The following is a 24,434-nucleotide window of genomic DNA, read 5'->3' as shown; positions in this document are numbered from 1 at the left end:
GAGACCGTCGACCGATGTCCTGTCCCGTCGCTCTGCAGCGTGTCCGCGCCGATGTCCTGACGTGTGCGCGGTGCCCGCGGCTGGTGGCGCACCGACGCGGGGTCGGGACCGGTGGACGCGCCGATCGGCCGGTCCCCGGTTTCGGTGATCCGCTCGCCGGGATCCACGTGCTCGGGATGGCGACCGCGGCCCGTGGGAACCCGCACGGGCGGCCGTTCACCGGCAACCGGTCCGCATCGTTTCTGACCGCCGGTCTGCACCGGGCCGGTCTGGCGAACTCTCCGACCTCGGAGAGCGCGGATGACGGTCTGGCGCTGTACGGGGTGTGGACGTCGTCGGCGGTGCGTTGTCCGCCCCCTTCCCATCGCCCGACGGCGACCGAGCGCGATACCTGCGCGACCCATCTGCGGGCGGAATGGGCGGCGCTTCCCCGGCTCCGGGTGGTGCTGGCACTGGGTGCGCTCGCCTGGACCGCGGCGCTGGCCGCGGCACCGGACACCGGTCGGGTGCGGTTCGCCCACGGCCGCGAGCATCTCCTGCTGCCCGGACTCGTCCTGCTCGGCAGCTACCACCCGAGCCCGCAGAACACCCACACCGGAGTCCTGACCCCGACGATGCTCGACACGGTCCTGGACCGTGCCCGTTCGCTCGGCGGTGGCCGGGCACGACGCGCCGCGACCACCGAGCCCGAGGAGATCTCCCCGTGACCGCCACCGAACCCCGACCGATCACGACACACTTCCGTCCCGCGCGTCGCGCGGCGAGGGGCGCCCGGTTCCTGCACATGCTGGGGACGACCGACCCGAAGGACATCGCCGTCCTCTACCTGGTGACGTCGTTCGCGATGTTCCTGGCCGGCGGGGCGATGGCGCTGCTCATGCGGGCTGAGCTGGCCCGCCCCGAAATGCAGTTCCTCTCCACCGAGCAGTACAACCAGCTGTTCACCATGCACGGCACGATCATGTTGCTGCTCTACGCCACGCCGATCCTGTTCGGTTTCGCGAACTACATCGTGCCGTTGCAGATCGGGGCCCCGGACGTCGCGTTCCCACGCCTCAACGCGTTCTCCTACTGGCTGTTCCTGTTCGGCGCGCTGATCGTGCTCGCCGGCTTCCTCACCCCCGGCGGTGCCGCGGACTCCGGGTGGTTCGCCTACCAGCCCCTCGCCGGCGCCATCCACTCCCCGGGGCCGGGCCAGGACCTCTGGGCGATGGGGCTGATCGTGTCCGGACTGGGCACGATCCTCGGGGCGGTCAACTTCGTGACGACCATCGTGTGCATGCGCGCTCCCGGGATGACGATGTTCCGGATGCCGGTTTTCTGCTGGACGATCCTGGTCACCGCGCTACTGATCCTCATCGCGTTCCCGGTGCTGACCGCGGCCCTGTTCGCGATGGAGGCCGACCGCCACCTCGGCTCGCACGTGTTCGATCCCGCGAACGGCGGAGCCGTGCTGTACCAGCACCTGTTCTGGTTCTTCGGACACCCCGAGGTCTACATCGTCGCGTTGCCGTTCTTCGGCATCATCTCCGAGATCGTCCCCGTGTTCTCCCGCAAACCGGTCTTCGGCTACAAGGGACTGGTCTTCGCCACGATCGCCATCGGAGCGCTGTCGGTCGTGGTCTGGGCTCACCACATGTACGCGACGGGGGCGGTGCTGCTGGCGTTCTTCTCCTTCACCAGCTTCCTGATCGCGATCCCGACCGGGATCAAGTTCGTCAACTGGATCGGCACCCTGTGGAAGGGGAAGATCACCTACGAGACGCCGATGCTGTTCGCTGCGGGATTCCTGGTGACCTTCCTGTTCGGCGGGTTGTCCGGGGTGCTGCTGGCCAGCCCACCGATCGACTTCCATGTCTCGGACACCTACTTCGTGGTGGCGCACTTCCACTACGTCCTGTTCGGCACGATCGTGTTCGCGACCTACGGCGGAATCTACTTCTGGTTCCCGAAGATGACCGGCCGCTTCATGGACGAGCGCTTGGGGAAGGTCCACTTCTGGCTGACCTTCGTCGGGTTCCATCTGACCTTCCTGGTCCAGCACTGGCTCGGCAACGAGGGCATGCCCCGCCGCTACGCCGACTACCTGCCCACCGACGGGTTCACCGTGCTGAACACGATCTCCTCGGTCGGGGCGTTCGTCCTCGGTGCCTCGACCTTGCCGTTCCTCTACAACGTGTTCAGCAGCTACCGGTTCGGCCGCGCAGCCGAGGCCGACGATCCCTGGGGATTCGGGAACTCGCTGGAGTGGGCGACGTCGTCCCCACCGCCACGACACAACTTCACCGAGCTGCCCCGGATCCGCTCCGAGCGCCCGGCGTTCGACCTGCACTACCCGCACCTGGTGCAGCGGGCCCGGGCCGAGGCACATCTGCCCGGTCTCGGCCGGCTGGCCGATCGGGCGTCGGCGCACGGAGTCGGGCCCGAGACGGTCTCGGCCTCCGACGATCCCAAGGCGGGCCGTTCGCCCGGGGCGGAGCGGGGCCGATGACCGACGACACCCGCTGCCCGCCCCTCGGTCCGCACGAGCGCGACCGGCTCGACCGTGTCGAGGACGGCTTCGCCGCGGACCCGGGGCTGCGTGCTGCCCTGCGCGACGGCGTCGCACCGGCACGAACACCCCGCACAGGACGGCTCGCGGGCGGACTCGCGGCCGGCTGCGTGGCCGTGCTGGTCGCCTGCCTCGTCGCGGGCCCCGTCGCCGCACTCGCCATCGCCCTGCTCGGACTGGTCCTGCTGGTCGTAATGCTCGCCGCCTGCGGCTGATCGGTTCCTGTTCAGCGCCGGGGTGTGGTGCCCGAGCGGTGGGCCAGCTCGACGAGGTCGCGGGCCGGTCCGGTCAGGGGGCGTCCGCGGGGCCAGACGGCGGCGAGATCGCGGTGCAGAGCGAGACCTCGGACTCCGACGGCGACGAGTGTCCCGCTGGCCAGCTCCCCGGCGACAGCGAGTGAGCTGAGCACCGCGGGGGCGACGCCGTCGGCGGCGGCGTTCTTGATCGCGGTGGTGGAGGACAGCTCCAGCACGGGGTCGGCGATGACGGCGGCGCCGGCGTCGCGGAGGGCGTGTTCGAGGTGGTCGCGGGTGCCGGAGCCCGCCTCCCGGGTGACCAGCGGGGTGGCGGCGAGTCGGGTGGCGTCGACGCCGCGTCGGCGGGCCCAGGGGTGGTCGGGGGCGACGACGAGGGTGAGGTGGTCGCGGGCGACGACCTGCTCGTCCAGTTCCGGTGAGTGGTGGGGGCCTTCGACGAAGCCGAGGTCGGCGCGGCCGGACAGGACGTCGTCGGCGACGTCGGTGGAGTTGTGGGTGCTCAGCGCGACGCTCGTGTCCGGGCGACGGGTACGCAGGCTGATCAGCCAGCGGGGGAGCAGGTACTCGGCGACGGTGAAGCTGGCCGCGACCCGCAGCCGGGCGTCGTCGGCGTCGCGCAGCGCCGCGATGCCCTCCTCCAGCGACTGAGCGGCGTCGACGGCGGCGCGGGCCCAGTCCGCGACGAGGGCACCGGTCGTGGTGAGCCGGGTCCCGCGCGGGGAGCGTTCGAACACGGTGACGCCGATGGCGCGTTCCAGGGAGCGGATGCGGGCGCTGACCGCGGCCTGGCTGACTCCGTGCGCGGCGGCCGCGCGGCCCATGCTGCCTAGCTCGGCCACCGACAACACCAGGTCGAACGGGGCGAGATCAGCGACCCGCGGAGGAAGAGGCACAAGTGTGGATTATGGGTCCACAAGATCGGGGCCGCTACCGGGGGCCCGCGGGCGGAGGCATCGTCGTGGTCATGACACAGACCGACGCCAGCTTCTTCCGGATCACCGCACAGCCGGTGGACCGGCCGACGGCACCGTCCGGCGGTCCGCACCGAGCGGCCCGGGTCGGACTGCTGCGCGACCTGCAACGCCCCGGGGACTTCTTCTCCAACATCGGGCCGAACTGGTACTCCTCGATCATGGGCACCGGCATCGTCGGTGTCGCCGCGGCGACCCTGCCCTACCAGTTCCCCGGTCTGCACACCTTCGGCGTCGCGGTGTGGCTGCTGGCGTCGTTCCTGCTCGTCGCGCTGACCGCGGCGTGGGCGGTGCACTGGATCCGCCACACCGACACCGCCCGCGGCCACGCGCACAACCCGGTGATGTCGCAGTTCTGGGGCGCGGTCGCGATGGGTGTGATGACCGTCGGGGCCGGCGCGGTCAAGTTCGGCGGCCCGCTGGTCGGAGAGACCGGCGCGATCGGCGCCGGATGGGCGCTGTGGGGCGTGGGCACCGTGCTCGGGCTCGTCACCACCGCGTGGATCCCCTACATGATGATCGTCCACCACGAGGTCGGGCAGGAGTCGGCGTTCGGGGGCTGGTTGATGCCGGTCGTACCGCCGATGGTCTCGGCGGCGAACGGTGCGCTGCTGGTGCCGCACACCCCCGCCGGCCTCGCCCCGACGATGCTGGTCGCCTGCTATGCGATGTTCGGCGTCTCGCTGTTCGCGACGCTGGCGATCCTGCCCCAGATCTGGAACAAGCTCGTCGTGCACGGCACCGGCCCGGCCGCGACCGTGCCGACCATGTGGATCGTGCTCGGCCCGCTCGGGCAGTCGGTGACCGCGGCCAACCTGCTCGGCGATCAGGCCGGGGTGCTCGGTGAGCCCTACGCCACGGGCGCGCACGTGTTCGGGATCCTCTACGGCGTCCCCACCTGGGGATTCGCGATGGTCTGGCTGGTGCTGGCCGCGGCGGTCACGATCCGTACCGCGCGACAGAAGCTGCCGTTCGCGCTGACCTGGTGGAGCTTCACCTTCCCCGTCGGCACCTGCGTGACCGGGACCAGCGCGCTCGCCGCGCACCTGCACCTGCCGATGCTGGCCGTGGCCGCGACGGCGCTCTACGCGCTGCTGGTCACCGCCTGGGCGGTCGTCGCGGTCCGCACCGCGCACGGCTCGCTGGTCCGTGGCCACCTGTTGGCACCCGCCTGAACCCGTCCTTCGTCGACGCAGGAGCCGTCATGTACCGCAGACCCGTCACCGTGACCGTCACCGGCGCCGCCGGCCAGATCTCCTACGCCCTGCTGTTCCGCATCGCCTCCGGAGACCTTCTGGGTCCCGACACTCCCGTCCGGCTCAACCTGCTGGAGGTCCCGGCCGCGCTCGCCGCGACCGACGGGGTCGCGATGGAGCTGGAGGACTGCGCCTTCCCCCTGTTGCGCTCGGTCGAGATCACCGACGACCCGATGGTCGCATTCGACGGCTGCTCGGTCGGGCTGCTCGTCGGTGCTCGCCCCCGGGGCAAGGGCATGGAACGGTCGGACCTGCTCGAGGCCAACGGCGCCATCTTCGGTCCCCAGGGGGCCGCGATCAACACCGTCGCCGCCGACGACGTGCGTCTCCTTGTCGTCGGGAACCCGGCCAACACCAACGCACTCATCACCCGAGCGAACGCCCCGGACGTCCCGGCCGACCGCTTCACCTCGATGATGCGGCTCGACCACAACCGGGCGGTGGCACGGCTGGCCGGGCATCTCGGCGTCGGGTCAGGAGAGGTGCGACGGATGGCGGTCTGGGGTAACCACTCCTCCACGCAGTACCCCGACCTGACCCACGCCGAGGTCGACGGAGCCGGCGTGGTCGACCGGCTCGACCCGACCTGGGTGCGAAAGGACTTCATCCCCACCGTCGCCGGCCGTGGCTCTGCGATCATCGACGCCCGTGGTGCATCGTCGGCGGCGTCTGCCGCCAACGCCGCGGTCGACCAGGTCCGTGAGTGGTACGACGGTACCGAGGGGGACGACTGGACGTCTGCGGGAATAGTGTCCGACGGTGCCTACGGCATACCGGAAGGTCTGGTCTGCTCGGTTCCGGTCCGTGCAACCGGCGTTGGCTACGACGTGGTCCGGGACCTCGACGTCGATCCGTTCTCACGGGAGCGGATCGAGGCGACCGTGGCCGAGCTGGTCGCCGAACGTGACGCCGTCCGTGCCGCCGGCCTGATCAGATGACCGGGTGGGCGAGACCGGCCGATCGCGACCTCACCTGTCCGTAGGCTGAGCTGCCCAGCGTCCGGATCGATGGTGCGCACCGCCGACCGCCGGAGTACTCTTACATCTGTAGGCGATGGAGCTCGCCACAACCGCCGACCAGGCTGATGGCTCCTACCCCGGGTCCCACCACGGGTAGGAGCTGGCGATGGCCCACAACCTCTTCGACCCCTCGCCCGCAGACCCGCCACCGCACGGGTTCCGGCTGGACTGGCGTTCCCGGCGGGTGTTGGGGCGCATCGAACGGCACGCCGCCGCCGAGGATCCCCGGTTAGATGATCTGCTCCGCGGCCCGGTGGACCACGCAGCACGTACCGGTCGCCGGGTCGGTCTGACGCTGCTGTGGCTCGGCCTCGCCATGCTGGCGGCTGGGCTCGCCGCGCAGGACGCCGGGCTGACCGCGGGCGGGTGCGTGCTGCTGGTGCTGGCGTGGTTCCCCACGCAGTTTCGGAGTGCACCGTGAAAGCCCACCGTGGTTCGCCCGCGGTTCTTCTTGGTGGTGATTGACTGTGGCACACGGTCCTTCTGCTCGGACGAGTGCCGCGGACCGTTCGAGTTAGGAGCCTGACAGTGACAGGGGAATCGCGGGATCTCACGCTGGACGTCGGTCGCGACGAGCTGGTGATCCGGCGTCGCTACGAGACACTGGGAATCGTCAACGACATCCTCATCGGAATCTGGTTTCTTGTCGGGAGCATCCTGTTCTTCTCCGACTCGACCACCTACACGGGCACGTGGCTCTTCGTCATCGGGAGTGTGGAGCTTTTGATTCGACCGATCATCCGGTTGGCCCGCCACGTCCACCTGAGACGGATCCGGACCCCGATGTCGGTACGGGCCGCTACCGGTCTGCGAAGCGCTCGCAGAGTTGACGCAGAGTGGCGGTGATCCCGCGGCCGTTCCGCTCGACACGGCCGGACCATTCGTACATGCGTGCCGCCCAGGAACGGGAGTAGTCGAACGTCTCGGTGACGACGGTGCCGCCGCCGTCGTACGCGAGCTCCCAGCGCCATGTGTGGCCGAGCGGATGACGCCACTCGATCAGCCGATCCTGCTCGATCGCGACGACCTGGCTGGTGATCCGGTAGGGAATCCCGAGCTGGCGCATATTCACCGAGAACCGGTCCCCGAGACGGAGGTGGGACGGCCCGGAGACGGCGGCGCGCACGGTCCCCGAACCGTCCAGCTCCTCGTGGCGATGTGGGTCGGCCAGCAGCGAGAAGATCTCGCCGGGGTCGGTCGGCACCAGGACGCGGCGTGCGACTCGCCGCCTGCCGTTGTCGACGCTGGTAACAGTGTTCATCCTCGTCCTCCAGGAGCAGTATTCGCCGAACCCACCGTGCTCAGCCAGTTGGGATCGCCGCGGCGGCCGGTCCTTCGGGGACTGACTCGTCCCCGAGGGACTGGGATCTCACGTCCCCGCCGCCGGGCTCGCGAGTCGGCCGACGCTTCGATGGACCGGGCTGTTGGCGGAAAGCAAGGAGCCAGTGTCGTGGCGGGTGCGCTGCGGCTGGCAGACGAGGTCCGGCCCGAGTCCCGGCAGGCCATCGAGGCGCTGTACGTCGCCGGCGCACAGGTCGTCATGGTCGCTGATGGTGCGCGCGCCGTGGCGGACGGGGTCGCCTACGAGCTGGACATCGACCAGGTGCTCGCCGGTGTCACGCCGGGGGCAAGGGCGGCGAGTGTCGCCGAACTGAAGGGCGATGGGCCCCAGGAGCGATGGTTGGTGACGGAGTCAACGACGCTCCGTCCCTCGCGCGGGCCGACGTGGGGATCGCTATCGGCGGGACCGACGTCGCGATCGGGTCCACCGGCGTCGCCCTGGCCTCGTCGGACTGCGCACGGTGATGTGGGGATCGAGCTGTTCCGCGCGTCGTACCGGGAGATGCGCTAGAACCCGTGGTGGGCCGCCAGTGACAACCCTCGCCGCGATCCCTCTCGCCGCCGGGGTGCTCGCGTTGGTCGGGTCGTGCTGCCGGTGGGCATCGGAGAGGTCCGGATGTCGGTCTCGACCGTTGTCGTCGCCGTCAACGCACAAGTCCTGCGTCGGCTGGGTCTCGGCCCCGCTCACAGCGTGGCACGCATTCTGGGGACCGGGGCGCCTGGCTGTCAGCTGCCGCCGATGCTGCGCATCCAGGTCGGTCCCGTGAGGTGGGAGTTGGCCGACGCGGTCGCGTACTCGTCGATGCTCAGCGCGTGGCGGATCGCGGCTGACCTGCTCGCCGTCCAGGATCCCGAGCACAGTGCGTGATCGGCATGTGGACAACTCGCCCCGGCCGCTGGCGCGGCCGGGGCGCTGCGCGTCAGGCTCGTCCCATGCGGTGGCGGGTAGGCGTACTGAGATCAGGTGCAGAGAACATCGACTGGACCGACGAACGGGAAGGGGGCGGCTGGCAGGACGCGCGGGACGAGGCTGTGGAGGCGCTGTGCCGGCGTGCGGAACGGGAGGGGGCGCAGGAGTTCCGGCTGCTTGTGGGGGAGCAGGAGGCGTACTGCTGGCCGGGTGTGACCGAGGCCGGCGAGCTGGACCTGTCCAATGTCCGGGACATCATGCCGAGCCGCTACCGGCGCGGCTGATCGCGCGGGTAGCGTGCATCAACCGTGGTGCGAACTGCTGCCGAACCGCGGAGGTTCCTGCACCTCCTGCAACGACCCCGCGTTGCTGTCGTCGCAGGTCAGAGGTCTATGTGGGAGATCACGGCTGCCTTGTAAGCGGTAGGTCGTCGGTTCGATCCCGACCTCCGGCTCCATGCTTCCCTGGCCGTGCTCCTTCGGGATGATTATCCGGTGATGGTTGAGCTCACGCCGGTTGATAATTCACCATCGCCAAGAGTGATTAGTCTTGCGCCTGCATATGCATTTGCCTAACGCAAATAGTACGGGTGTAACTACGTCGTGACGGTGACGTACGTTTCGTGCACGTCAATTACGACGTAGCGTCTCCTTCTTGTGGCGAAGATTCTGACCAAGAAGCGTAAGTGGTTCCTGTGGAAGTTCTGGGGCTACCTCTTGTTGCCGATCATCGCCCTGGGGGCGTGGTCGCTGAGCTTCGGAGCTGCGCCGATCGCTGTTCTTTCCGGGCTCGCCACCGCCTATATGCTGCTGCAGGCGCCCGTGCCGTGCGGTGCACCGATCCGGAAGCGCAATACAGACAGCGATCAGGAGTATTGCCGGCGGAATGCGCGCGGACTCCTCGGCGGCTGCAATCAGAACGTTCAGCACAAGTGGGCTAATCTGCGCCTGTTGGCGGCACGTAGCCAGTGGGGTCAGTTTCTGTCGAGAGTGATGAAGGACGGTAAGGGGTTCGCTGCGAGTGTCAGCGCTGTCGCAACCTCCGGCGCCACGATCATTGCGCTCGGTGCACTGATCGTCAGTGTGTTGAAGTAATTCCTCCGTTCGAGCAGGCCGCCTCGGATGACCTGCTCCTCAGGAGCAGTCCGCGGCGGGGATCCAACCTGCCCCGGCGACGACCGCCGTCGTGACGGCCAGAGCGACTCGCGGAAAGACGCCGGCGCGGCGGCTGACGGGGCGGCGGTGCTGTGCGGCGGTCACGCCCGGCTCGTCGAACCCCGGCAAGCGGCCGTTGCGCCGTTCGACCTTGAATAGTCGGTACTGCATACGGCCGTTCGGCTCAAGGATCGGCCGGACCGTCACCAGGCGCGAAGTGGCCGCCCGAGGAGTGGCGATCCGGCCGGGCGCCATCGAGATGCGTCTCCGCCCGACCGGAAGCGCCGGCGGAGCTACGCCACGTCCGACGGGTCGTGGCAGGGGGCGTTGACGTCGGGCACTCCGAGGATGTCCTGGCAGATCGGGTCGGTGATCGGAGGCGAGGCGGGCGGGGGCTTGTCCTGGTCACCGGGAGCCGGTCCCTGCTGACCGGGCTGGTGCATCTCCGGCGGCGGCCATCCGGGAGGCGGGGGCGGAGGCTGCATGGGCTGCGTCATCGCGGTGCTCGTCGACACCGGCTGGACGGCGTGTCCGGGGGAGAGGGCCAGCGCCCCCACGACCCCCGCGGCGGCGATCGTTCCGCACACCATCCGCCGGGCGAAGGCGACCGCCTCGTCCCTGATGTTCCGACTGTCCTGATGTGTCATGAGCGGGACCGTAGGGACGCGCCTCGGGAGCCCTCCCGAGCGAGGGACAGGGCGCGTGCACCCGCTCCAGGGCGGCGGTGCGCTGCCAGGCGCGACTCACCAGGCGGCGCTCGAGGCTTCGGGCGTGACGGCACGGCGGAGCTGATCTACCTCGTCGGCTGCCACAGCCTGGTGTCGGTGCTGCTCAACGCGTTCGACGTGGACGTCTCGGGAGCGGACGAGACCACCGGCGGATCCTGAGTGGTGCGACGGGTATCAGCCTGTCGTGCAGCGGATCGCACGTGTCGTCGTCGCAAGATCGGGTAGTTCGATCTTCGATGCACTCGTCGCGTCGGCGGGGCCGGTTCTGGCCGCCATGGACGGTGCCCGACACGACCGGAGATCGTCATGAGCTCTCGTACGTCACGTCCGCCGCGCAGCCAGCAGGTGGCCCGGTGGGTCGCCGGTGCCGGCATGGCCTTCGCCGGCATCTCGCACCTCACGTTCGCCCGGGACGGCTTCCAGGCCCAGGTCCCGAACTGGGTCCCGATGGACACCGACGAGGTCGTCCTGCTTTCGGGGGCGGTGGAGATCTCGCTGGGCCTCGGCCTCGTCGCCCTGCCCAAGGAGCGTCGGCGGATGGCCGGGCTGACCACGGCGTTCCTGGTCGCGGTCTTCCCCGGCAACATCGCGCAGTACCGGAACCGCGCCGACGGCCTCGGCCTGGACTCCGACCGGAAGCGGTTCGTCCGCCTGCTCGTCGAGCCGCTGATGTGGGCCACGGCGCTGCACGCCGGAGGCCTGCTGCCGACCCGGCCCGGGCGTCGCCGCTGATCGACGGCCCGACCCGGTCCGGCCCCGCCGCCGCTGAGCGACGGCAGGCCGGACGGGGGAGCAGGGTGCGTCAGCGCGCGGCGAGTCCCGTCCGCGGCTCCCAGCCGAACAGGCGGCGGGCCTTGGCGACCGAGATCGCGCCGGAGTCCGGACGCTCGAGGTCACGGATCTCCGGGGCGTCGTCGCCGTAGGCCTTCGCGACGAGGTCGGCGAGGGGCTCCCCGCGCAGGTTGTCCGGCTGCGCCGCGTAGACGACCTCGTGGCCCGGGGTCTCCGTCGTCGCCGCACGCAGGGCGAGGTCGCCAAGGTCGTCGGCGTCGACGAACGTCCACTGGTTGAACGACGGCGCGATCTCGGCCTCACGGGTCCGCTTGATGAAGTCGCCGTACATCTCGCCGGTGGTGACCAGCGACGGGCGGATCGACACCGCGGTGACGGGCACGGCGTTGTCCTGACGGCGGACCAAGGCGTCGAGCATGTGCTCGCCGAGCACCTTGGTCAGCGCGTAGGCCTCGCGGGGACGCAGCGGGTGGTTCTCGTCGACGGGCAGGTAGTCCGGCAGCAGCACCGGGTCGCCGGTCATGTAGCCGGGTGCGGTCTCGCTGGACATGGCCACCAGCCGCGGGACGCCGACGAGCCGGACCGCCTCGGCGACGTGGAACAGCGCCGGGAGGTTCGTGTCGAAGATCGCGACCTCGGTGTCCTGGAACGGCTCGGGGATGCCGGCGGTGTGGACGACGGCGTCGGGCCGGACCCGTCCGACGAGGTCGACGGTCTGGCCGAAGTCGGTCAGGTCGGCGCGCAGGTAGGGCGCGGCCGACGGGTCGGTCGGGCCGTAGGACGGCGGGGCCTGGTCGGTGGCGGTGACGTCGTGTCCCGCGGCCTGCGCGGCCGCGACGGTGGCGCGGCCGACCTTGCCCAGTGCTCCGGTGACGAGGATCTTCATGCCGCCGGATTTCCCGATGTGATCACCGGGAAACGGCTCAGCCCGCGACGAGGGGTGCGACCTTCGTCCCCAGGAGCTCGATCGAGTGCAGGAGGTCGTCGTGGGCCAGGCGCGGGTTCGTCATCTGCAGGTTGATCCGCTCGACGCCGCCGAGCTGCTCGGACACGCGCAGGCACTTCGCGGCGACGGTCTCCGGGTCCCCGACGAAGAACGCGCCGTCGGGCCCGCGGGTCGCGTCGAACTGACGGCGGTTCGGCGGCGGGAAGCCGCGCTCCTGGGAGACCTTGGTGAACATCTCGGCCCAGCCCGGGTAGAACGCCGAGGTCGCCTTCTCCACGTCGTCGCCCAGGAAGCCGAAGCAGTGCAGGCCCACGCGCAGCGCCTCCGGCGGGTGGCCGGCCTGCGCGCCGGCCCGGCGGTAGAGGTCGATCAGCGGCGCGAACTGCTGCGGCTGGCCACCGATGATCGCGACCATCAGCGGGAGGCCGAGCAGGCCGGCGCGGACGAACGACTGCGGGGTGCCGCCGACGCCGATCCACACCGGCAGCCGCTCCTGCACCGGGCGCGGGTAGACGCCCTGCCCGGTCAGCGCCGGGCGCAGCCGCCCCGACCAGGTCACCTCGGCGTTCTCGCGGATCTTCAGCAGCAGGTCGAGCTTCTCGTCGAACAGGTCGTCGTAGTCGGCGAGGTTCAGCCCGAACAGCGGGAAGGCCTCGGTGAACGACCCGCGCCCGACGACGAGCTCGACCCGGCCTCGCGAGATCAGGTCGACGGTCGCGAACTCCTCGAACACGCGCACCGGGTCGGCGGCGGACAGCACCGTCACGGCACTGCGCAGCCGGATCTGCGACGTCCGGGCCGCCGCGGCGGCGAGGATGACGGCGGGTGCCGAGTCGTAGTACTCGGCCCGGTGGTGCTCGCCGATGCCGAACGAGTGCAGCCCGACCTGGTCGGCGAGCGCGATCTCCTCCAGCAGGTGCGCCACGCGCTCCTGCGGCCCCACCACTGCCTCGGTGGCCGGGTCGGTCACGGCTGCCACGAAACTGTCGATTCCCAGGTGCACGGACCCACCCTGTCAGGCGCCGCGGGTGCGGCCCCACCCGAGCGTTCGGGATCACCCCGAGCCGGCCGGGACGGCCCCGGCACCGGAGGAGGTCAGCCGGTGACGTCACGCCCGATCAGCGTCCGGGCCACGATCCACTGCTGCAGCTCGTTCGCACCCTCGAAGATCTCCAGGATCTTCGCGTCCCGGTACATCTCCTCGAGCCGTACCGACTCGCCGCTCTCCGAGACCTGTCGGGCGAAGCCCAGCGCGCCGTGGATCTGAATGGCCTCCCGGACCAGGTCGTTGGCCAGCCGGGTGCCGTAGGCCTTCGCCATCGCGGCCTCCGGCTCGGCGGAGCGGTCGCCGCGGTCGAGCAGGGTGGCGGCCTTCTGGTAGAGCGTGCGGGCGCACTCGATCTCGGTGGCGCGCTGGGCCATCGTGAACTGCCAGTGCTGCATCGCGCCCAGCGGCCCGCCGAAGACCTGACGGGTGCGCAGCCGCTCCACGGCCAGGTCCAGCGCGGCCTGGGCGACGCCGACACCGGCGGCGCCGATCCCGATCCGCCCGCGCACGAGCGCCGACAGCGCGACGCCGAGCCCGGCCCCGGGCTGCCCGAGCAGGTTCTCGCGCGGGACGTGCACGTTCTCGAACACGATGTCGGCGGTGATCTGGCCGCGGTGCCCCATCTTCAGGTCCGGCGTCCCGACGCGGATACCGGGCGAGGACAGGTCGACCAGGAGCATGTGCGCCCGGTCGCTGCCGGCCCCGGCGCGGACCAGCACCGACACCCAACCGGCCACGACGCTGTTGGTGATCCAGCGCTTGCGGCCGTTGACGACGAAGCCGTCGGGCGTCTCCTCGGCGACGGTCTGCATCCGCTCCGCGGTCAGGTCCGAGCTGGTCTCCGGCTCGGTGGTGGCGAAGGAGAACGCGACCCGGCCGGAGGTGAGCTCCGGGATCAGGCGGGCGCGGAGCTCGTCGGAGGCGAACGTGAGCGTCTGCGGGACGAGGATGCACTGCCCGTCGTAGACCCCGGCCATCGACGACGAGTGGTAGGCGATCTCCTCGGTCACCGTGCAGGTGCCGAGCATCGGGTGCTCGAGACCGCGGCCGAAGTCGGAGCCGAACGGGACGGCGAACAGCCCCTCGTCGGCGAGACCCCGGAACGCCTCCCACGGGAACGAGTCGGCGGACTCCTCGCGCCACCCGATGTCCCGGGCGAACGGCGCCAGCCGCTTCTCCACCGCGGCGCGGGCCTCGGCCCGCAGGGCGACGGTCTCCTCCGGCAGCCAGACGTCGTGGGTCATGCGGTCCTGGGTGCGGGGGACGGTCGGCTCGGTCGTCGTCAACGGGACCTCCTCGTCGGGGAGGACGACGCTACCAGTCACTTCTGACTGTTTCTGTCCGATACCGGGGCGGATCACCGGGTGGGGCCTGCCACGGTGCGGCATCGGAGGTAGCGTCGCCCCCTCGTCGCGCAGGGTGACCCCCTCGCGAACAACAGGAGCCACGGCTCCGTACCTGTGAGGAGCACAGGATGAGCATCACGCCCGACGCACTGGCCGACGAGCTGGGCACCGACGTCCGGACCGTCGTCGCGCAGGCCCGCGACCTGATGGAGGCGGGATACGAGAAGGTCCTGACCGTCGGGCCGGGTGCCTCGGAGACCGACGGTGACGTGGCGTGCCTGACCGACGAGGCCGCCTCCGAGATCCGCTCCCGGGTCTCGACGGTCGCCGCCGGCGCGCGCTGACCCACCCTCCGTCCGGCGGGACTCCGCCGGAGGGCCCGGTCGGCGCGGTGGACGTGCCGGTCGGCTGGGCCACGGACGGGGGACGGTTCGCCGAGGTGTCCGCGGGTACGGCAGGGACGACACCGGCGCCCGTGCCCGTCCGAGGACCGGGGCGTCGCCGAACGCCCTGGAGGACCCCATGGAACAGACCCGGCTCCGCAGCCTGCTGCAGGACGAGCTCGACCGCCTCGACACCGAGTCCTCGGCCGAGGACGCACTGCGCCCCGACCGCAGCGACGCCGACCGCGGCGCCGAGGGCACCGACTTCGGCGACAACGGGTCGCGTGCGACCGAGTCGATGGACGACGAGCTGATGATCGGGACGATCCGCCGTCAGCGGGCGCAGGTGGCCGCCGCCCTGGAGCGCGTCGACTCCGGCACGTTCGGCCGGTGCGCCGTCTGCGACCGCGAGATCGACGACGAGCGTCTCGAGGCCCGTCCGGAGACCGACCGGTGCCGCGAGCACCCGGAGGATGCGGCGTCGATCGGGTCGGTCGAGCACTGAGCAGGCGTCAGCTCCGGCGGAACGCGGGGTAGCCGGCCGCGGCCTCCTCCTCGCACTTCTGGCGGTAGGTGCCCACGCCGCCGATGTAGGACAGCATCCGGCGGGGCTTGCCCTCGACGTTCGACCCCATGTACCAGGACGTCGTCTTCGGGACGAGCGTCGCGTTCGCGACCTCCTCGTGGTGGGCCACCCACGCGTCCTCGCCCTCCCGCGTCGGCTCGATCACCGACTTGCCCTCCTGGCGCAGGTCCCGGATGGCGCCGTTGATCCACTCGGTCTGCTGCTGCAGGCAGGTGGTCATGTTGCACAGCGCCGCGGACGGGGCCAGCGGCACGGCCGTGGTCAGCATGTTCGGGTAGCCGTGGACCATCAGGCCCATCGTGGTGCGGATGTCGCGGCCCCAGTCCTCGGTCAGCGACCGGCCCTCGCGCCCGCGGATGTCGATCCGGGTGAGCGCGCCGGTGCCGGCGTCGAAGCCGGTCGCCAGGATGATCAGGTCGAGCTCGTGCACGGACCCGTCGGCCAGCTCGATCCCCTCGGGCACGACCCGGGAGATCGGGTTGTCCCGCACCCCGACGAGGTCGACGTTCTCCCGCAGGTAGACCTCGAGGTAGTCGGTCTCGAGCGGGACGCGGTGGGTGCCGAAGCCGTAGTCGGTCGGGACCAGGACGTCGATCAGGCGCTGGTCCTTCAGCCGCGCCCGCATCTTCTCCCGGACGAACTCCGAGATGGCCTCGCTCACCTCCTCGAAGAAGAACATCTCCCCGAAGCTCGCGAGCCAGAACTTCAGCGACCCGTCCTGGTAGATCTCCTCGAGGATCTCCTGACGCCTCTCCGGGCTGCAGTCCGCCCAGACGTTCTCGAAGTCGTACTCGAACCCGGTGAACGTGTGCGGGATCCGGTCGCGCAGCTCTTCGAAGCGGCTCTTGTACCGGTCCTGGTCGGCCCGGGAGTACTTCGGGTTCTTCATCGGCAGCGCGTACTGCGGGGTCCGCGCGAAGACGGTCAGGTGCCCGACCTCGGCGGCGATCGTCTGGATGACCTGGATCCCGGTGGCGCCGATCCCGACCACGCCGACGCGCTTGCCGGCCAGCTCCACGTCCTCGCGCGGCCAGCGCGAGGTGTGGAAGATCGTCCCCCGGAAGTCCTCGCGGCCGGGCAGGACGTTCTCCATCGGCGCGGACAGCATCCCGGCGCAGGTCACGAAGAACTGCGTGTCGACGGTCTCGCCGCGGTCGGTGCGCAACGTCCAGCGGCCGCGGTCGTCGTCGAACCGGGCCTCGGTGATCGTGGTGGAGAACTGGATGTCGCGGCGCAGGTCGAGGCGGTCGGCGACGTAGTGCAGCCAGCTCTCGACCTCCGGCTGGCCGGGGAACTTCTCGCTCCAGCTCCACCCCTTGTAGAGCTCCTCGGAGAACAGGTACTGGTAGATGTAGCCCTCGCTGTCGAAGCGCGAGCCCGGGTAGCGGTTCCAGTACCAGGTGCCCCCGACGTCGGCCGCGGCGTCGTACGCGCGCACGCGCAGCCCCTGCTCGCGGAGCTGGTGGAGCTGGTACAGCCCGGCCACCCCCGCACCGAGGACGACGGCGTCGACCTCCAGGGCGGCCGAGCTCTCGTCGGGCCGGGTGCTGCTGTCGGTCGCGGACGTCATCGTCGTTCACCCTCACTGCGGCCTGGGTCACGGACGCCGTCCATGCTCCGGGCCCACCGGGGTGCCGGGGTGTCCCATATCGGGACGTGCCCGGGGTCAGACGGAGATTCCGTACTGCCGGATCTTGCGGTAGAGGGTGGAGCGCCCCAGCCCGAGCGCCGCGGCCGCGGCGCTACGGTTCCCGCCCACCTCCCGCAGGGCGGCGACGATCGCGTCGCGTTCGATCTCGTCGACCGGGCGCAGCGCGCTGCGCGGCACGCTCTGGCACGACGCGGGCAGGTCGTCGGCGCCGATCGTGCCGACCGGGCGCCGGGCCAGCGCGGTCACCAGCGCGTCCCGCAGCTCGTCGACGTTGCCGGGCCAGCGGTGGCGTCCCAGCAGGCGCAGCGCGTCCCGGGACAGCCGGACGTCACGGTCCGGGGCCAGGACGGCCAGCAGCTCGTCGGCGAGAGCGGGCAGGTCGGGGCCGCGATGACGCAGGGCCGGCACGGTCGCCGACGCCCGGAACATCGCCGTCAACGGCGCGGCGCGTCCCACGCCGCCGAGGGAGCCGGCGGACGCGGTGGCCGCGACGGTGCCCGGGGCCCGTCCGTCCGCGGCGGAGCCGAGCGCCCGGACGAAGGCCCGGACCGCGGTCGGGGACAGGCGGTCGACGTCGCGCAGGACGTGGAGGACCGGTTGCCGGTCCGCGCGCAGCACACGTGCCGCGACGCCGGCGGGCTCGGCCTCGACCTCGTCCGCCTCGATCGCGACGACCCGTCCGTCGTCGTGCAGCGACCGGTGGAGCTCGGTGAGCAGGTGCAGCCGCCCGCTCCCGCGCTCGCCGAGCAGCAGGACCGGGTCACCGGCGCGCAGCGCGCTCTCCACCGTCGACGCCGCGTCACACCACGCCGGGGTGCGACGTCCGGCCGGTTCGGGACGGGAACGCGGGCCGGCCGGGGTGTCCACCTCGTGCAGCACCGCGACCGTGGCGACCATCCCGGCGACGTCCGGCCCGGCCGTCACCGCCGTCCCGCGCAGCCGCACCCGCGTCCCGGACGGCAGGTCGACCCGCTCGTCCACCGCGTCGCGGCGCAGCATCCGGAACCGCACGTGGTCCTGCAGGGCCTCGAGGTCGCCCGGGTCGAGCAACGTCTGCATCGGGGAGTTCGCCATCACCACCCGCTGCCCGACGGCCAGCACGGCCCGGCGGCCGTGCACGTCGGCGCGGGAGAACGCGTCGAACAGCGCCTGTTGAGGGAGTCCGCGGTCGTGCAGCAGGTCGTCCTCGACGCGCCGCGCGGCGGAGCGGACCAGCGAGTGCATGACCGGCGACGAGTGGTCGCTGAGGCAGCTGATGTCGAGGACGCCGGAGATCCGGCCGGTGAACGGGTCCCGGATCGGGGCGCCGGCGCAGGCGAACGACTGCAGGGTGTCCACGAAGTGCTCGGCGCCGACGATGTGCACGGACTCGCCGTACTCCAGGACCGTCCCGACGCCGTTCGTGCCGACCGCGCCCTCGGCGTAGCCGAACCCCTGGGCGAAGTAGACGCGGTCGAGGACGCGGGCGAACCCCGAGGCGGTGTCGCGACGGCTCAGGATGCGCGCGCGGTCGTCGGTCAGCGCGACGCAGATCGGGATGTCGGAGAGCTGTTCGGCGAGCTGCTCCATCGACGGCCGGGCGCACCGCACCAGCCGGGAGCCGACGTCGAGGCCGGAGTGGTACTCACTGGCCACGCCCTGCGGGGCGACCCCGCTCGAGGCGCTCCGCCGCCACGAGGCGGCGACGTGGCCGGGCACACCGCGCAGGTCGGTGCGGCCGCGGTCCAGGAAGTCCTCCCGGGCGGTCGTGAGCAGACGCCGCCGATCCGCGAGGTCGGCCATGACCTCACCTCCCTGTGGTCTACATCACATGGTGGAGCAAGAGCCGAAGACTCGCGCGCTGGCGTGTGCGACTGGCGCTGCTGGGCGAGAGGGACGCGGCCGAACAGAGCAGGAACAGCTGTAACGGGACGACTCGAGCTTGCGACACATGGGCGCATACATCGGTTGAGGGGCGTGAGATGAGGACGGCGTACAAGGTCTGGTCCGGGCTCGCGGCGGGCGTGTTCTGCATCGTCGCTGTCACCGACCTGTCCCGTACCGGAGCGACTCCGGCCCCCGCACCGACCGTCGTCGCAGGCTCCACCACGCCGACGACGCCGCCTCCAGGACACGGTCCGGCGGCAGTGGCATCGCAGACCAGCAGCCCGGCGACGGTCGGCGAGCTTGTAAGTGTCACGAAGGTCGTCGACGGCGACACCATCGAGGTCACTGGTGGTCGCAAGGTCCGCTTCCTGGGGATCGACGCCTGCGAGACCGACACGCGGGGCGGTCGGGAGGCGAGAGAGTCGCTCGAGCTCTCCGTGTCCGGCCAGCAGGTGCGGCTGGTCGCCGACGGTCGCCGCGACGTCGACGACTACGGCCGCCTGCTGCGCCGTGTCGAGCGGGACTCGACCTACGTCAGCGACTACGACCCGTACATCAACGACATTGGTCTCTCATTGATCGGTGACGACGCGGTCGGCGTCTATGAGCGCAAGAACGACGCGCCCGCTGCCTACCTGGCCGAGCTGCGCGAGCGGGACTACAGCAGCGCGCGCGACTGCACCGGGACCCCGGTGGCGCCCGCCTCGAGCGGCGGTGGCAACTACGTCTCAAACGGTGATGTCAACATGCCTGACGGCGCGCTGACAGGCGGGTACTGCGCGCGGAAGTGGTGGTGCTGAGCATGTCTAGTCGAAGCTCCACCTCGCTCGGGGCCAAATTTGTCGGTGCCGTCCTCGTCCTCGGCTTGGTGCTGCTGATCCTGAAGTGGGCACTCATCACTGCGGCGATCCTGATCGTGCCGTTCGGCGTCTGGTGGGCCTGGGATCAGACGAGGGATCAGCGGGCAACCCGCCGAGCGGAGGCTCAGCAGATGACGGACCGGCGACGCCGGGACGAGATCGAGTCCCGCGCCAGTGTGGATGCGGCCGGTGGATGCGGCTGGTGCGGATCCCGGATCGCCCATCGCGACGACCGCGGGACCCTTGTCTTCCCGGTGGACTTCCACCGTGCAGAGATCGAGGAGCAGCTCCGCTCTGCGTCTGCGTCGAGGTGAGACCTCGCTCCGCCCGAAACGGCGGTCCGAACGCGAGTCACGAACGGGTACTTCTACGGCCAGCGAATTTTCCGCGGGCTGGTGTCGCCCTACGATTCCCGCATGCTCGAGCCCAATGAAGAGATCGTCCGTCGGTTTTTCGAACGTAAGGGCTACTTCGTACGTTCTCGGCTGCGGTACAGGGTTCCGAACGGCTACTCCGACATCGACCTACTGTTGCTGCGTCCCGACGGGACGGTCGGTGCTGTTGAGGTCAAGGGCTGGCACGCAGAATCTATTACCGCAAGCACTCTTACCGAATGGCCGGTCTGGAACTTCACGAGCGCAGCTGCCGACGAAGCGATCTACTCCACGGTCGGCCGTAGGGTTGATATCGAGAGATTCCTGGTCGTAGGGCAGATAGGTAAGAACAGTAAGGACGCTGTCTTGTCGGAAGCGCGGACCCGCGGCGTCCAAGTCATCGAGTTTCCCGAAATCCTCGGCCTGCTCGTTCGCGAAGTCTCGCTTAACGAGAACGCCGACTCCGATGCAGAGCACATGATCAGGTTGCTCCTGCGGTACGGGTTACTGTCGAAGGACTCCTAGGCCGAGGAATCCAACCCTGCACTGCTCCTCGCCAGGCGGGTCTCGAGGCCGTCGACGAGGAGGTCGACCTTCTCGGCGATCCACGTGGTCGGAGGGTCGTCGACGGAACGCACGATCGCATCCCGCACGCGGTCGTCGAGCGGCTCCGGGGTGACCCTGGCCTGCTCCCGCCGGACGGCTCCGCCGGGGGCGGTGCCGGGGCTGTCGATCCACGGCAGGATCGCGAGCTCGAAGACGCCGGTCCCGGCGAGGATGGTGTCCCGGGGGGTGAAGCCCGCCTCGAGCAGCTGGTCGGTCATCTCGCGGAACAGCGCGACCATCCGGCAGGGGCGCTCGGGCAGTGCGACGATCGCCTGCGCCATCCCCGGGTGCCGGTGCAGCAGCAGGAACAGGGTGGCCGAGGTCTGCGTGAGGTACTTCTGCCAGGGCTGGCCGGGGGCCGGGAACTCGGTCTCGGCGAGGATCTCGTCGACGGCGGCCGAGAGCAGGGCGTCGAAGCTCGGGAAGTGCCGGTAGAACGTGGAGTACTTGACCCCCACCTTCGCCGTCACCGTGCCGACGGTCAGGTCCGCGAATCCGATCTCGCGGGCCGCTGCGAGCAGCGCGGTGCGATCGGTCAGCGGCGGTCTGCCTGTCCGCCTTGGTTTCTCTTCGGTCACTCCTCCGATACTACCGATGAGTAGGTCAGCCTGTCCTTGATCGAACACACGTCACACCCGCGGAGTCCGAGGTGGTTGGATCGCGGTGTCGGGATCGGACGGTGCTGGGGGACTCGTGACGGACGAGGAGCTGGTCGTCGAGTTCGCACTGACCCGTCTGGACAACCCGGGTCTGGACCTGCAGGAGATCGCCGCCCTGGTCGTCCGCCGGGTCGGGACGGAACGGATGCTGCAGTTCGCGTCGCAGAACCTCGCGGTGCGCGGCGAGCTGCGCGGTGGCGCGTTCGACTCGGCCACCGAGTACGTGCTCCGGGTCGTCCTGCGTCTGCGCGACGGCGACGACGGCTGAGCAGGACGGCCCGGACTCCCGCACCTAGTGGAACGGCTTGTGCGGGATCGCCGCGTCGTTGAGCTGCTGGTCCATGTCCACCCAGATCGCGCCGTCCTCGATCTTGCAGGCCCACACCGGGATCGGGGCGACCGCCGGGACGCCCTTCGGCTCACCGGTCCGCAGGTCGAAGCAGGAGTTGTGCGCGGGGCAGATGAGGGTGTCGTCCTCCTGCAGGTAGCCCTCGTTGAGCGGCTGCTGCTGGTGGGTGCAGGTGTTGTGCACCGCCGCGACCTCGTCCTCGTAGAGACGGACGAGGCAGACCGGCTCGCCCATGTCGACGACCATCATGTCGCCCTCCTCGAGCTGGTCCAGATCGGCGACCGCTTCCCAGGCCATGGTGTCTCCTCAGGTGGTGGTGGTTCGTGCGCGTCGGCCCTTGGGCAGGGAGCCCCGGACCTCGATCCAGCCGTTCCGCACCCGGGCCGGGAGCACCGGCTGCGGGTGGTGTGCGGGACCGCGGACGATGTGGCCGTCCCGCAGGTCGAACAGCGACTCGTGCAGGGGGCAGGTGACGATGCAGTCGCTGACGGGGCCGCGGCTGAGCAGCGCGCCGGCGTGGCTGCAGAGGTCGTCGATCGCGTAGATCTCGTCGCCGTCGCGGTGCAGCATCACCTGCCGTCCGTCGACGACGACGCCGGCCGACGCGCCGTCGGCCAGCTCGGCGTCCTCGATCGCGCGGGCCCAGCGGTTCGGCCCGGTCGTCGTCGCGACCCGGTTGACCATGACGGCCTTGCCCTGCACCAGGTGCCCGCCGACGTAGCCCGCGGCCGCGGTGACGGCCATGCTCGCGACGCCCAACGCCTGCGCGGGACGCCGGTGCCCGGACACCCGTGCGGCCAGCGACGCGGCCTGCAGCGCGGTCCCGGCGAGGTTGAGCATCCCGTGGAACATGCCCACCTTGCGGTCCTCGCCGTCGCTGACCGACCAGTCCGTGACCCCGGTCGCGATGGTGCCCGCCGCCGCGGCCAGGCCGGCCGCACTGAGCGTGCCCGCGGGGTCGAGCCGCCCGCGGGTGCCCCGTCCGGGGACGTCCTTGCCGAGGGCGTCGAGCACGACGGAGCCGGCCCAGAAACCGATCGGCAGGTCGCTCAGGGCCGCGTGCAGCGAGTGCCCGGCCCACCGGCCACCGTGCATGAGCTCGACGGCGACGTTGCCCCGGTGCCTGTCGTAGATCGGGTCGACGACCGCCGAGACGTCCTCGGTGACCTTCGTCAGCCAGGGCCACCGCTCCACCGCGCGGAACACGTCCTGATGCCAGGTGGCCAGCCGGGACGCACCGCCCGGGGGCGTCGCTTCGGTCTGCTGATCCGTGCCCGTCATCGTTGCTCCCGCTCCTCGCCGTCGCCGACGACGGGATGCTCGCACGTGTGTGACGGTGATCACGAGGGGTGGATCATTTTGCGACTGACCAGGTCCACCGTGACGTGGTCGAGGGCGACCCGATGCGAATCCGTTCTTGCCGATCACGGGGTCGGTGGGATCCGCTGGTGCGGAGGTCCGCCGTCGGCGGGCCCGCCACGCGTCACGTCCCTCGAGCAAGGAGGCCCGATGGAGTCCGCGATCCCCGCGCACCTCACCGTCCCGCGTACCCGCCCGTCGCGGGTTCCCGACGACTTCCGGCCGGCGTACCCGTCGTTCGTGGCGCGGACGCCGGAGTCGACGGCGCAGGTCGTGATGGCCTACCTCGGTGCGCAGCTGCCGGCGGGAACCGAGCCGGGTGGGGTTCCCGCGGCACTGGCGCAGGCGCTGGCCGGACCCGACGGCCCGGCCCACCACGACCGCGCCACGCAGGTCGTGCGCGACGGGCCCGTCGACGTCGTCACCGTCGCCTACTGGGACGACCCGGCGGCGTTCGACCGTTGGTTCGCCCGACACCGGGAGCCCTGGCTGACCGACCGCGACGGCGGCGGCCGGTGGGTCGAGGTGATCCGGCCCCGGGTCGAGGAGTTCGAGACGATCTTCGGTGCGCGGAGCCGTCCGGAGGGCGTCGCCGTGCTGGCCGAGGGCTTCAGCGACCAGGTCCGCGAGCACGCCTACTGGGGCGGGATGCGCGACCGGATCCCGGCCTCGCAGACCGGCCCGCTGCACGACCCGGGAGGCCTCGACGTCGAGCGCGACGGCGACCGCGTCCGGGTGCGCCCGCGCGGCAGCGTCTGCCTGATCCGCTCCGGGCAGGACTGGACCGACACCGCCCCCGACGAGCGTGAGATCTACCTGGAGGACATCGAGCCGAACCTGCGCGCCGGGATGGACTTCCTGGAGAGCGACGGTCTCGGCATCGGCTGCTTCGCCAACCGCTACCTCACCGTGCTCGACGCCGACGGCCGTACCACCGAGCGCAGCTACGGCCTGAGCTGGTGGCGCACGCTGGCCGAGCTGGAGCGCTGGTCCGAGTCGCACCCGACGCACCTGGCGATCTTCTCCTCGTTCGGGAGGATGGTGGCGGCCCGCGGCTCCACGAAGCTGCGGCTCTACCACGAGGTCTCGGTCGTCGGACCGGACGAGCAGTGGTTCGAGTACGCCGGATGCCACGAGCGAACCGGTCTTCTGGCGGCTCTGGGTAGCTGACGCTCCGCGTTCCCGCATATGCGGATTGAGAGATTGTAAGATCATGTGAATGAGTGTTCGTCCGGAGTGACGCGTGTCGGCCCTCCCGGTGGTCGAGCGTGATCACGACCCCGATGAGGTGGAGTCCACATATGAGCGTGACCAGTGACGCGAGGGCGCCGCTGCGCGGCGTGGACCGGTTCTCGACACGATCTACGGGCTGAACGCCTCGGTGTTCATCCCGGACGTCGAGCGCGCCCGCTCGGTGGCCCG

At 70.6% G+C, this 24,434-nt stretch carries 30 protein-coding genes and 1 riboswitch; of the genes, 19 read left to right on the top strand and 11 right to left on the bottom strand.

Annotation, left to right across the window (positions count from 1 at the left end; all coding sequences use genetic code 11):
* Positions 1-14: 14 nt before the first annotated feature.
* The 3 genes from EV383_RS28225 to EV383_RS28215 are packed head-to-tail and all read left to right on the top strand — an operon-like array spanning position 15 to position 2,766.
* Positions 15-707 (top strand): uracil-DNA glycosylase family protein, encoded by a 693-nt coding sequence (locus EV383_RS28225; protein WP_130292818.1) that lies wholly within the window; start codon positions 15-17, stop codon positions 705-707.
* Positions 704-2,491 carry an aa3-type cytochrome oxidase subunit I gene (ctaD, locus tag EV383_RS28220; RefSeq protein ID WP_207223680.1) on the top strand — a complete coding sequence of 596 codons (1,788 nt, stop codon included), beginning with the start codon at positions 704-706 and terminating at the stop codon, positions 2,489-2,491. Before EV383_RS28225 ends, ctaD begins: the two co-directional genes overlap by 4 nt.
* Positions 2,488-2,766, top strand: coding sequence for a DUF3040 domain-containing protein (locus EV383_RS28215; RefSeq protein WP_130292816.1), 279 nt, complete (start codon positions 2,488-2,490; stop codon positions 2,764-2,766). Before ctaD ends, EV383_RS28215 begins: the two co-directional genes overlap by 4 nt.
* 11 nt (positions 2,767-2,777) lie before the next feature.
* Here the strand turns inward: EV383_RS28215 and EV383_RS28210 are convergent, their stop codons facing one another.
* A complete protein-coding gene (locus EV383_RS28210) occupies positions 2,778-3,701 on the bottom strand; it encodes a LysR family transcriptional regulator (protein WP_130292814.1) in 924 nt (307 codons plus the stop codon).
* A 71-nt stretch (positions 3,702-3,772) separates the two neighbouring features.
* Here EV383_RS28210 and EV383_RS28205 point away from each other — a divergent pair, with 71 nt between their 5' ends.
* The 4 genes from EV383_RS28205 to EV383_RS28190 all read left to right on the top strand — a co-directional run bounded on the left by EV383_RS28205 (position 3,773) and on the right by EV383_RS28190 (position 6,900).
* The gene (locus tag EV383_RS28205; protein WP_130292812.1) at positions 3,773-4,954 is read left to right on the top strand and encodes a TDT family transporter; all 1,182 of its coding nucleotides are present in this window, start codon (positions 3,773-3,775) and stop codon (positions 4,952-4,954) included.
* A gap of 29 nt (positions 4,955-4,983) precedes the next feature.
* Positions 4,984-5,973, top strand: a complete 990-nt coding sequence (locus tag EV383_RS28200) for a malate dehydrogenase (protein WP_130292810.1) — start codon at positions 4,984-4,986, stop codon at positions 5,971-5,973.
* A gap of 102 nt (positions 5,974-6,075) precedes the next feature.
* Positions 6,076-6,136: riboswitch (Fluoride riboswitch) on the top strand.
* 24 nt (positions 6,137-6,160) lie between these two features.
* Positions 6,161-6,475: a DUF3040 domain-containing protein gene (locus EV383_RS28195; protein ID WP_130292808.1), complete on the top strand. Its 315-nt coding sequence runs from the start codon at positions 6,161-6,163 to the stop codon at positions 6,473-6,475.
* Positions 6,476-6,549: 74 nt separating this feature from the next.
* Positions 6,550-6,900, top strand: coding sequence for a YrhK family protein (locus tag EV383_RS28190; protein WP_412763166.1), 351 nt, complete (start codon positions 6,550-6,552; stop codon positions 6,898-6,900).
* Here the strand turns inward: EV383_RS28190 and EV383_RS28185 are convergent.
* Positions 6,854-7,315, bottom strand: a complete 462-nt coding sequence (locus EV383_RS28185) for an SRPBCC family protein (protein ID WP_130292804.1) — start codon at positions 7,313-7,315, stop codon at positions 6,854-6,856. The genes EV383_RS28190 and EV383_RS28185 overlap by 47 nt on opposite strands.
* 189 nt (positions 7,316-7,504) lie before the next feature.
* Here EV383_RS28185 and EV383_RS28180 point away from each other — a divergent pair, with 189 nt between their 5' ends.
* The 4 genes from EV383_RS28180 (at position 7,505) to EV383_RS28160 (ending at position 9,399) form a co-directional block, all read left to right on the top strand.
* Positions 7,505-7,906 carry a hypothetical protein gene (locus tag EV383_RS28180; protein WP_130292801.1) on the top strand — a complete coding sequence of 134 codons (402 nt, stop codon included), beginning with the start codon at positions 7,505-7,507 and terminating at the stop codon, positions 7,904-7,906.
* 75 nt (positions 7,907-7,981) lie between these two features.
* Entirely contained in the window at positions 7,982-8,263 is a 282-nt protein-coding gene (locus EV383_RS28175; RefSeq protein WP_130292798.1) for a hypothetical protein, read from the top strand.
* A gap of 65 nt (positions 8,264-8,328) precedes the next feature.
* Positions 8,329-8,589, top strand: a complete 261-nt coding sequence (locus EV383_RS28170; RefSeq protein ID WP_130292796.1) for a hypothetical protein — start codon at positions 8,329-8,331, stop codon at positions 8,587-8,589.
* A 372-nt stretch (positions 8,590-8,961) separates the two neighbouring features.
* On the top strand, positions 8,962-9,399 hold the full coding sequence (locus EV383_RS28160; RefSeq protein ID WP_130292794.1) for a hypothetical protein: 438 nt from the start codon (positions 8,962-8,964) through the stop codon (positions 9,397-9,399).
* A gap of 353 nt (positions 9,400-9,752) precedes the next feature.
* Here EV383_RS28160 and EV383_RS28155 read toward each other — a convergent pair whose 3' ends face one another.
* Entirely contained in the window at positions 9,753-10,106 is a 354-nt protein-coding gene (locus tag EV383_RS28155; RefSeq protein ID WP_130292792.1) for a hypothetical protein, read from the bottom strand.
* A 387-nt stretch (positions 10,107-10,493) separates the two neighbouring features.
* Between EV383_RS28155 and EV383_RS28150 the strand changes: the two genes are divergently transcribed.
* A complete protein-coding gene (locus EV383_RS28150) occupies positions 10,494-10,919 on the top strand; it encodes a DoxX family protein (protein ID WP_130292790.1) in 426 nt (141 codons plus the stop codon).
* Positions 10,920-10,989: 70 nt separating this feature from the next.
* On the opposite strand, the gene EV383_RS28145 is transcribed toward EV383_RS28150, so the two are convergent.
* The 3 genes from EV383_RS28145 to EV383_RS28135 all read right to left on the bottom strand — a co-directional run bounded on the left by EV383_RS28145 (position 10,990) and on the right by EV383_RS28135 (position 14,259).
* Positions 10,990-11,865 carry an NAD-dependent epimerase/dehydratase family protein gene (locus EV383_RS28145; protein WP_130292788.1) on the bottom strand — a complete coding sequence of 292 codons (876 nt, stop codon included), beginning with the start codon at positions 11,863-11,865 and terminating at the stop codon, positions 10,990-10,992.
* Between the two features lie 37 nt (positions 11,866-11,902).
* Positions 11,903-12,928 carry an Atu2307/SP_0267 family LLM class monooxygenase gene (locus EV383_RS28140; protein WP_130292786.1) on the bottom strand — a complete coding sequence of 342 codons (1,026 nt, stop codon included), beginning with the start codon at positions 12,926-12,928 and terminating at the stop codon, positions 11,903-11,905.
* Between the two features lie 92 nt (positions 12,929-13,020).
* Positions 13,021-14,259 (bottom strand): acyl-CoA dehydrogenase family protein, encoded by a 1,239-nt coding sequence (locus EV383_RS28135; RefSeq protein ID WP_242623343.1) that lies wholly within the window; start codon positions 14,257-14,259, stop codon positions 13,021-13,023.
* Between the two features lie 188 nt (positions 14,260-14,447).
* Here EV383_RS28135 and EV383_RS28130 point away from each other — a divergent pair, with 188 nt between their 5' ends.
* Both EV383_RS28130 and EV383_RS31495 read left to right on the top strand, forming a co-directional pair.
* Complete coding sequence (locus EV383_RS28130) at positions 14,448-14,663, top strand: hypothetical protein (protein ID WP_130292784.1); 216 nt, start codon at positions 14,448-14,450, stop codon at positions 14,661-14,663.
* Between the two features lie 178 nt (positions 14,664-14,841).
* On the top strand, positions 14,842-15,207 hold the full coding sequence (locus tag EV383_RS31495; RefSeq protein ID WP_165438530.1) for a TraR/DksA family transcriptional regulator: 366 nt from the start codon (positions 14,842-14,844) through the stop codon (positions 15,205-15,207).
* Positions 15,208-15,214: 7 nt separating this feature from the next.
* Here the strand turns inward: EV383_RS31495 and EV383_RS28120 are convergent, their stop codons facing one another.
* Both EV383_RS28120 and EV383_RS28115 read right to left on the bottom strand, forming a co-directional pair.
* Positions 15,215-16,858, bottom strand: coding sequence for a flavin-containing monooxygenase (locus tag EV383_RS28120; protein ID WP_130292782.1), 1,644 nt, complete (start codon positions 16,856-16,858; stop codon positions 15,215-15,217).
* A 96-nt stretch (positions 16,859-16,954) separates the two neighbouring features.
* Entirely contained in the window at positions 16,955-18,721 is a 1,767-nt protein-coding gene (locus tag EV383_RS28115) for a sigma-54-dependent Fis family transcriptional regulator (protein WP_130292780.1), read from the bottom strand.
* A 344-nt stretch (positions 18,722-19,065) separates the two neighbouring features.
* On the opposite strand from EV383_RS28115, the gene EV383_RS28110 reads away from it, so the two are divergent.
* From EV383_RS28110 to EV383_RS28100, 3 genes are all read left to right on the top strand, one after another.
* The gene (locus EV383_RS28110; protein WP_130292778.1) at positions 19,066-19,605 is read left to right on the top strand and encodes a thermonuclease family protein; all 540 of its coding nucleotides are present in this window, start codon (positions 19,066-19,068) and stop codon (positions 19,603-19,605) included.
* Positions 19,593-19,979: a hypothetical protein gene (locus EV383_RS28105; protein ID WP_130292776.1), complete on the top strand. Its 387-nt coding sequence runs from the start codon at positions 19,593-19,595 to the stop codon at positions 19,977-19,979. The genes EV383_RS28110 and EV383_RS28105 overlap by 13 nt, the downstream gene beginning before the upstream one ends.
* 102 nt (positions 19,980-20,081) lie before the next feature.
* Positions 20,082-20,564 (top strand): nuclease-related domain-containing protein, encoded by a 483-nt coding sequence (locus EV383_RS28100; RefSeq protein ID WP_130292774.1) that lies wholly within the window; start codon positions 20,082-20,084, stop codon positions 20,562-20,564.
* On the opposite strand, the gene EV383_RS28095 is transcribed toward EV383_RS28100, so the two are convergent.
* Positions 20,561-21,223, bottom strand: coding sequence for a TetR/AcrR family transcriptional regulator (locus EV383_RS28095; RefSeq protein WP_278044855.1), 663 nt, complete (start codon positions 21,221-21,223; stop codon positions 20,561-20,563). The two genes, EV383_RS28100 and EV383_RS28095, sit on opposite strands and share 4 nt — an antisense overlap.
* A 115-nt stretch (positions 21,224-21,338) precedes the next feature.
* Between EV383_RS28095 and EV383_RS28090 the strand changes: the two genes are divergently transcribed.
* Positions 21,339-21,572 carry a hypothetical protein gene (locus EV383_RS28090; RefSeq protein WP_130292770.1) on the top strand — a complete coding sequence of 78 codons (234 nt, stop codon included), beginning with the start codon at positions 21,339-21,341 and terminating at the stop codon, positions 21,570-21,572.
* 24 nt (positions 21,573-21,596) lie between these two features.
* Here EV383_RS28090 and EV383_RS28085 read toward each other — a convergent pair whose 3' ends face one another.
* Entirely contained in the window at positions 21,597-21,950 is a 354-nt protein-coding gene (locus EV383_RS28085; protein WP_130292768.1) for a Rieske (2Fe-2S) protein, read from the bottom strand.
* A 9-nt stretch (positions 21,951-21,959) separates the two neighbouring features.
* Positions 21,960-22,934 carry a Rieske (2Fe-2S) protein gene (locus EV383_RS28080; RefSeq protein WP_130292766.1) on the bottom strand — a complete coding sequence of 325 codons (975 nt, stop codon included), beginning with the start codon at positions 22,932-22,934 and terminating at the stop codon, positions 21,960-21,962.
* A gap of 228 nt (positions 22,935-23,162) precedes the next feature.
* Here EV383_RS28080 and EV383_RS28075 point away from each other — a divergent pair, with 228 nt between their 5' ends.
* Positions 23,163-24,182 (top strand): phenylacetaldoxime dehydratase family protein, encoded by a 1,020-nt coding sequence (locus EV383_RS28075; RefSeq protein ID WP_130292764.1) that lies wholly within the window; start codon positions 23,163-23,165, stop codon positions 24,180-24,182.
* Positions 24,183-24,434: the final 252 nt, after the last annotated feature.

It is taken from the genome of Pseudonocardia sediminis (genome assembly GCF_004217185.1).
In the GTDB taxonomy this organism is placed as follows: domain Bacteria; phylum Actinomycetota; class Actinomycetes; order Mycobacteriales; family Pseudonocardiaceae; genus Pseudonocardia; species Pseudonocardia sediminis.
Note: the sequence above shows the minus strand (reverse complement) of the source record. Positions and strands in the feature narration are given on the sequence as shown.

Excerpts from the sequence above, each read along its gene's own strand:
- EV383_RS28225 (WP_130292818.1), top strand. The coding sequence starts at position 15 with ATGTCCTGTCCCGTCGCTCTGCAGCGTGTCCGCGCCGATGTCCTGACG.
- EV383_RS28215 (WP_130292816.1), top strand. The coding sequence starts at position 2,488 with ATGACCGACGACACCCGCTGCCCGCCCCTCGGTCCGCACGAGCGCGAC.
- EV383_RS28205 (WP_130292812.1), top strand. The coding sequence starts at position 3,773 with ATGACACAGACCGACGCCAGCTTCTTCCGGATCACCGCACAGCCGGTG.
- EV383_RS28200 (WP_130292810.1), top strand. The coding sequence starts at position 4,984 with ATGTACCGCAGACCCGTCACCGTGACCGTCACCGGCGCCGCCGGCCAG.
- EV383_RS28195 (WP_130292808.1), top strand. The coding sequence starts at position 6,161 with ATGGCCCACAACCTCTTCGACCCCTCGCCCGCAGACCCGCCACCGCAC.
- EV383_RS28185 (WP_130292804.1), bottom strand. The coding sequence starts at position 7,315 with ATGAACACTGTTACCAGCGTCGACAACGGCAGGCGGCGAGTCGCACGC.
- EV383_RS28170 (WP_130292796.1), top strand. The coding sequence starts at position 8,329 with ATGCGGTGGCGGGTAGGCGTACTGAGATCAGGTGCAGAGAACATCGAC.
- EV383_RS28155 (WP_130292792.1), bottom strand. The coding sequence starts at position 10,106 with ATGACACATCAGGACAGTCGGAACATCAGGGACGAGGCGGTCGCCTTC.
- EV383_RS28150 (WP_130292790.1), top strand. The coding sequence starts at position 10,494 with ATGAGCTCTCGTACGTCACGTCCGCCGCGCAGCCAGCAGGTGGCCCGG.
- EV383_RS28145 (WP_130292788.1), bottom strand. The coding sequence starts at position 11,865 with ATGAAGATCCTCGTCACCGGAGCACTGGGCAAGGTCGGCCGCGCCACC.
- EV383_RS28130 (WP_130292784.1), top strand. The coding sequence starts at position 14,448 with ATGAGCATCACGCCCGACGCACTGGCCGACGAGCTGGGCACCGACGTC.
- EV383_RS31495 (WP_165438530.1), top strand. The coding sequence starts at position 14,842 with ATGGAACAGACCCGGCTCCGCAGCCTGCTGCAGGACGAGCTCGACCGC.
- EV383_RS28120 (WP_130292782.1), bottom strand. The coding sequence starts at position 16,858 with ATGACGTCCGCGACCGACAGCAGCACCCGGCCCGACGAGAGCTCGGCC.
- EV383_RS28115 (WP_130292780.1), bottom strand. The coding sequence starts at position 18,721 with ATGGCCGACCTCGCGGATCGGCGGCGTCTGCTCACGACCGCCCGGGAG.
- EV383_RS28100 (WP_130292774.1), top strand. The coding sequence starts at position 20,082 with ATGCTCGAGCCCAATGAAGAGATCGTCCGTCGGTTTTTCGAACGTAAG.
- EV383_RS28085 (WP_130292768.1), bottom strand. The coding sequence starts at position 21,950 with ATGGCCTGGGAAGCGGTCGCCGATCTGGACCAGCTCGAGGAGGGCGAC.
- EV383_RS28080 (WP_130292766.1), bottom strand. The coding sequence starts at position 22,934 with ATGACGGGCACGGATCAGCAGACCGAAGCGACGCCCCCGGGCGGTGCG.
- EV383_RS28075 (WP_130292764.1), top strand. The coding sequence starts at position 23,163 with ATGGAGTCCGCGATCCCCGCGCACCTCACCGTCCCGCGTACCCGCCCG.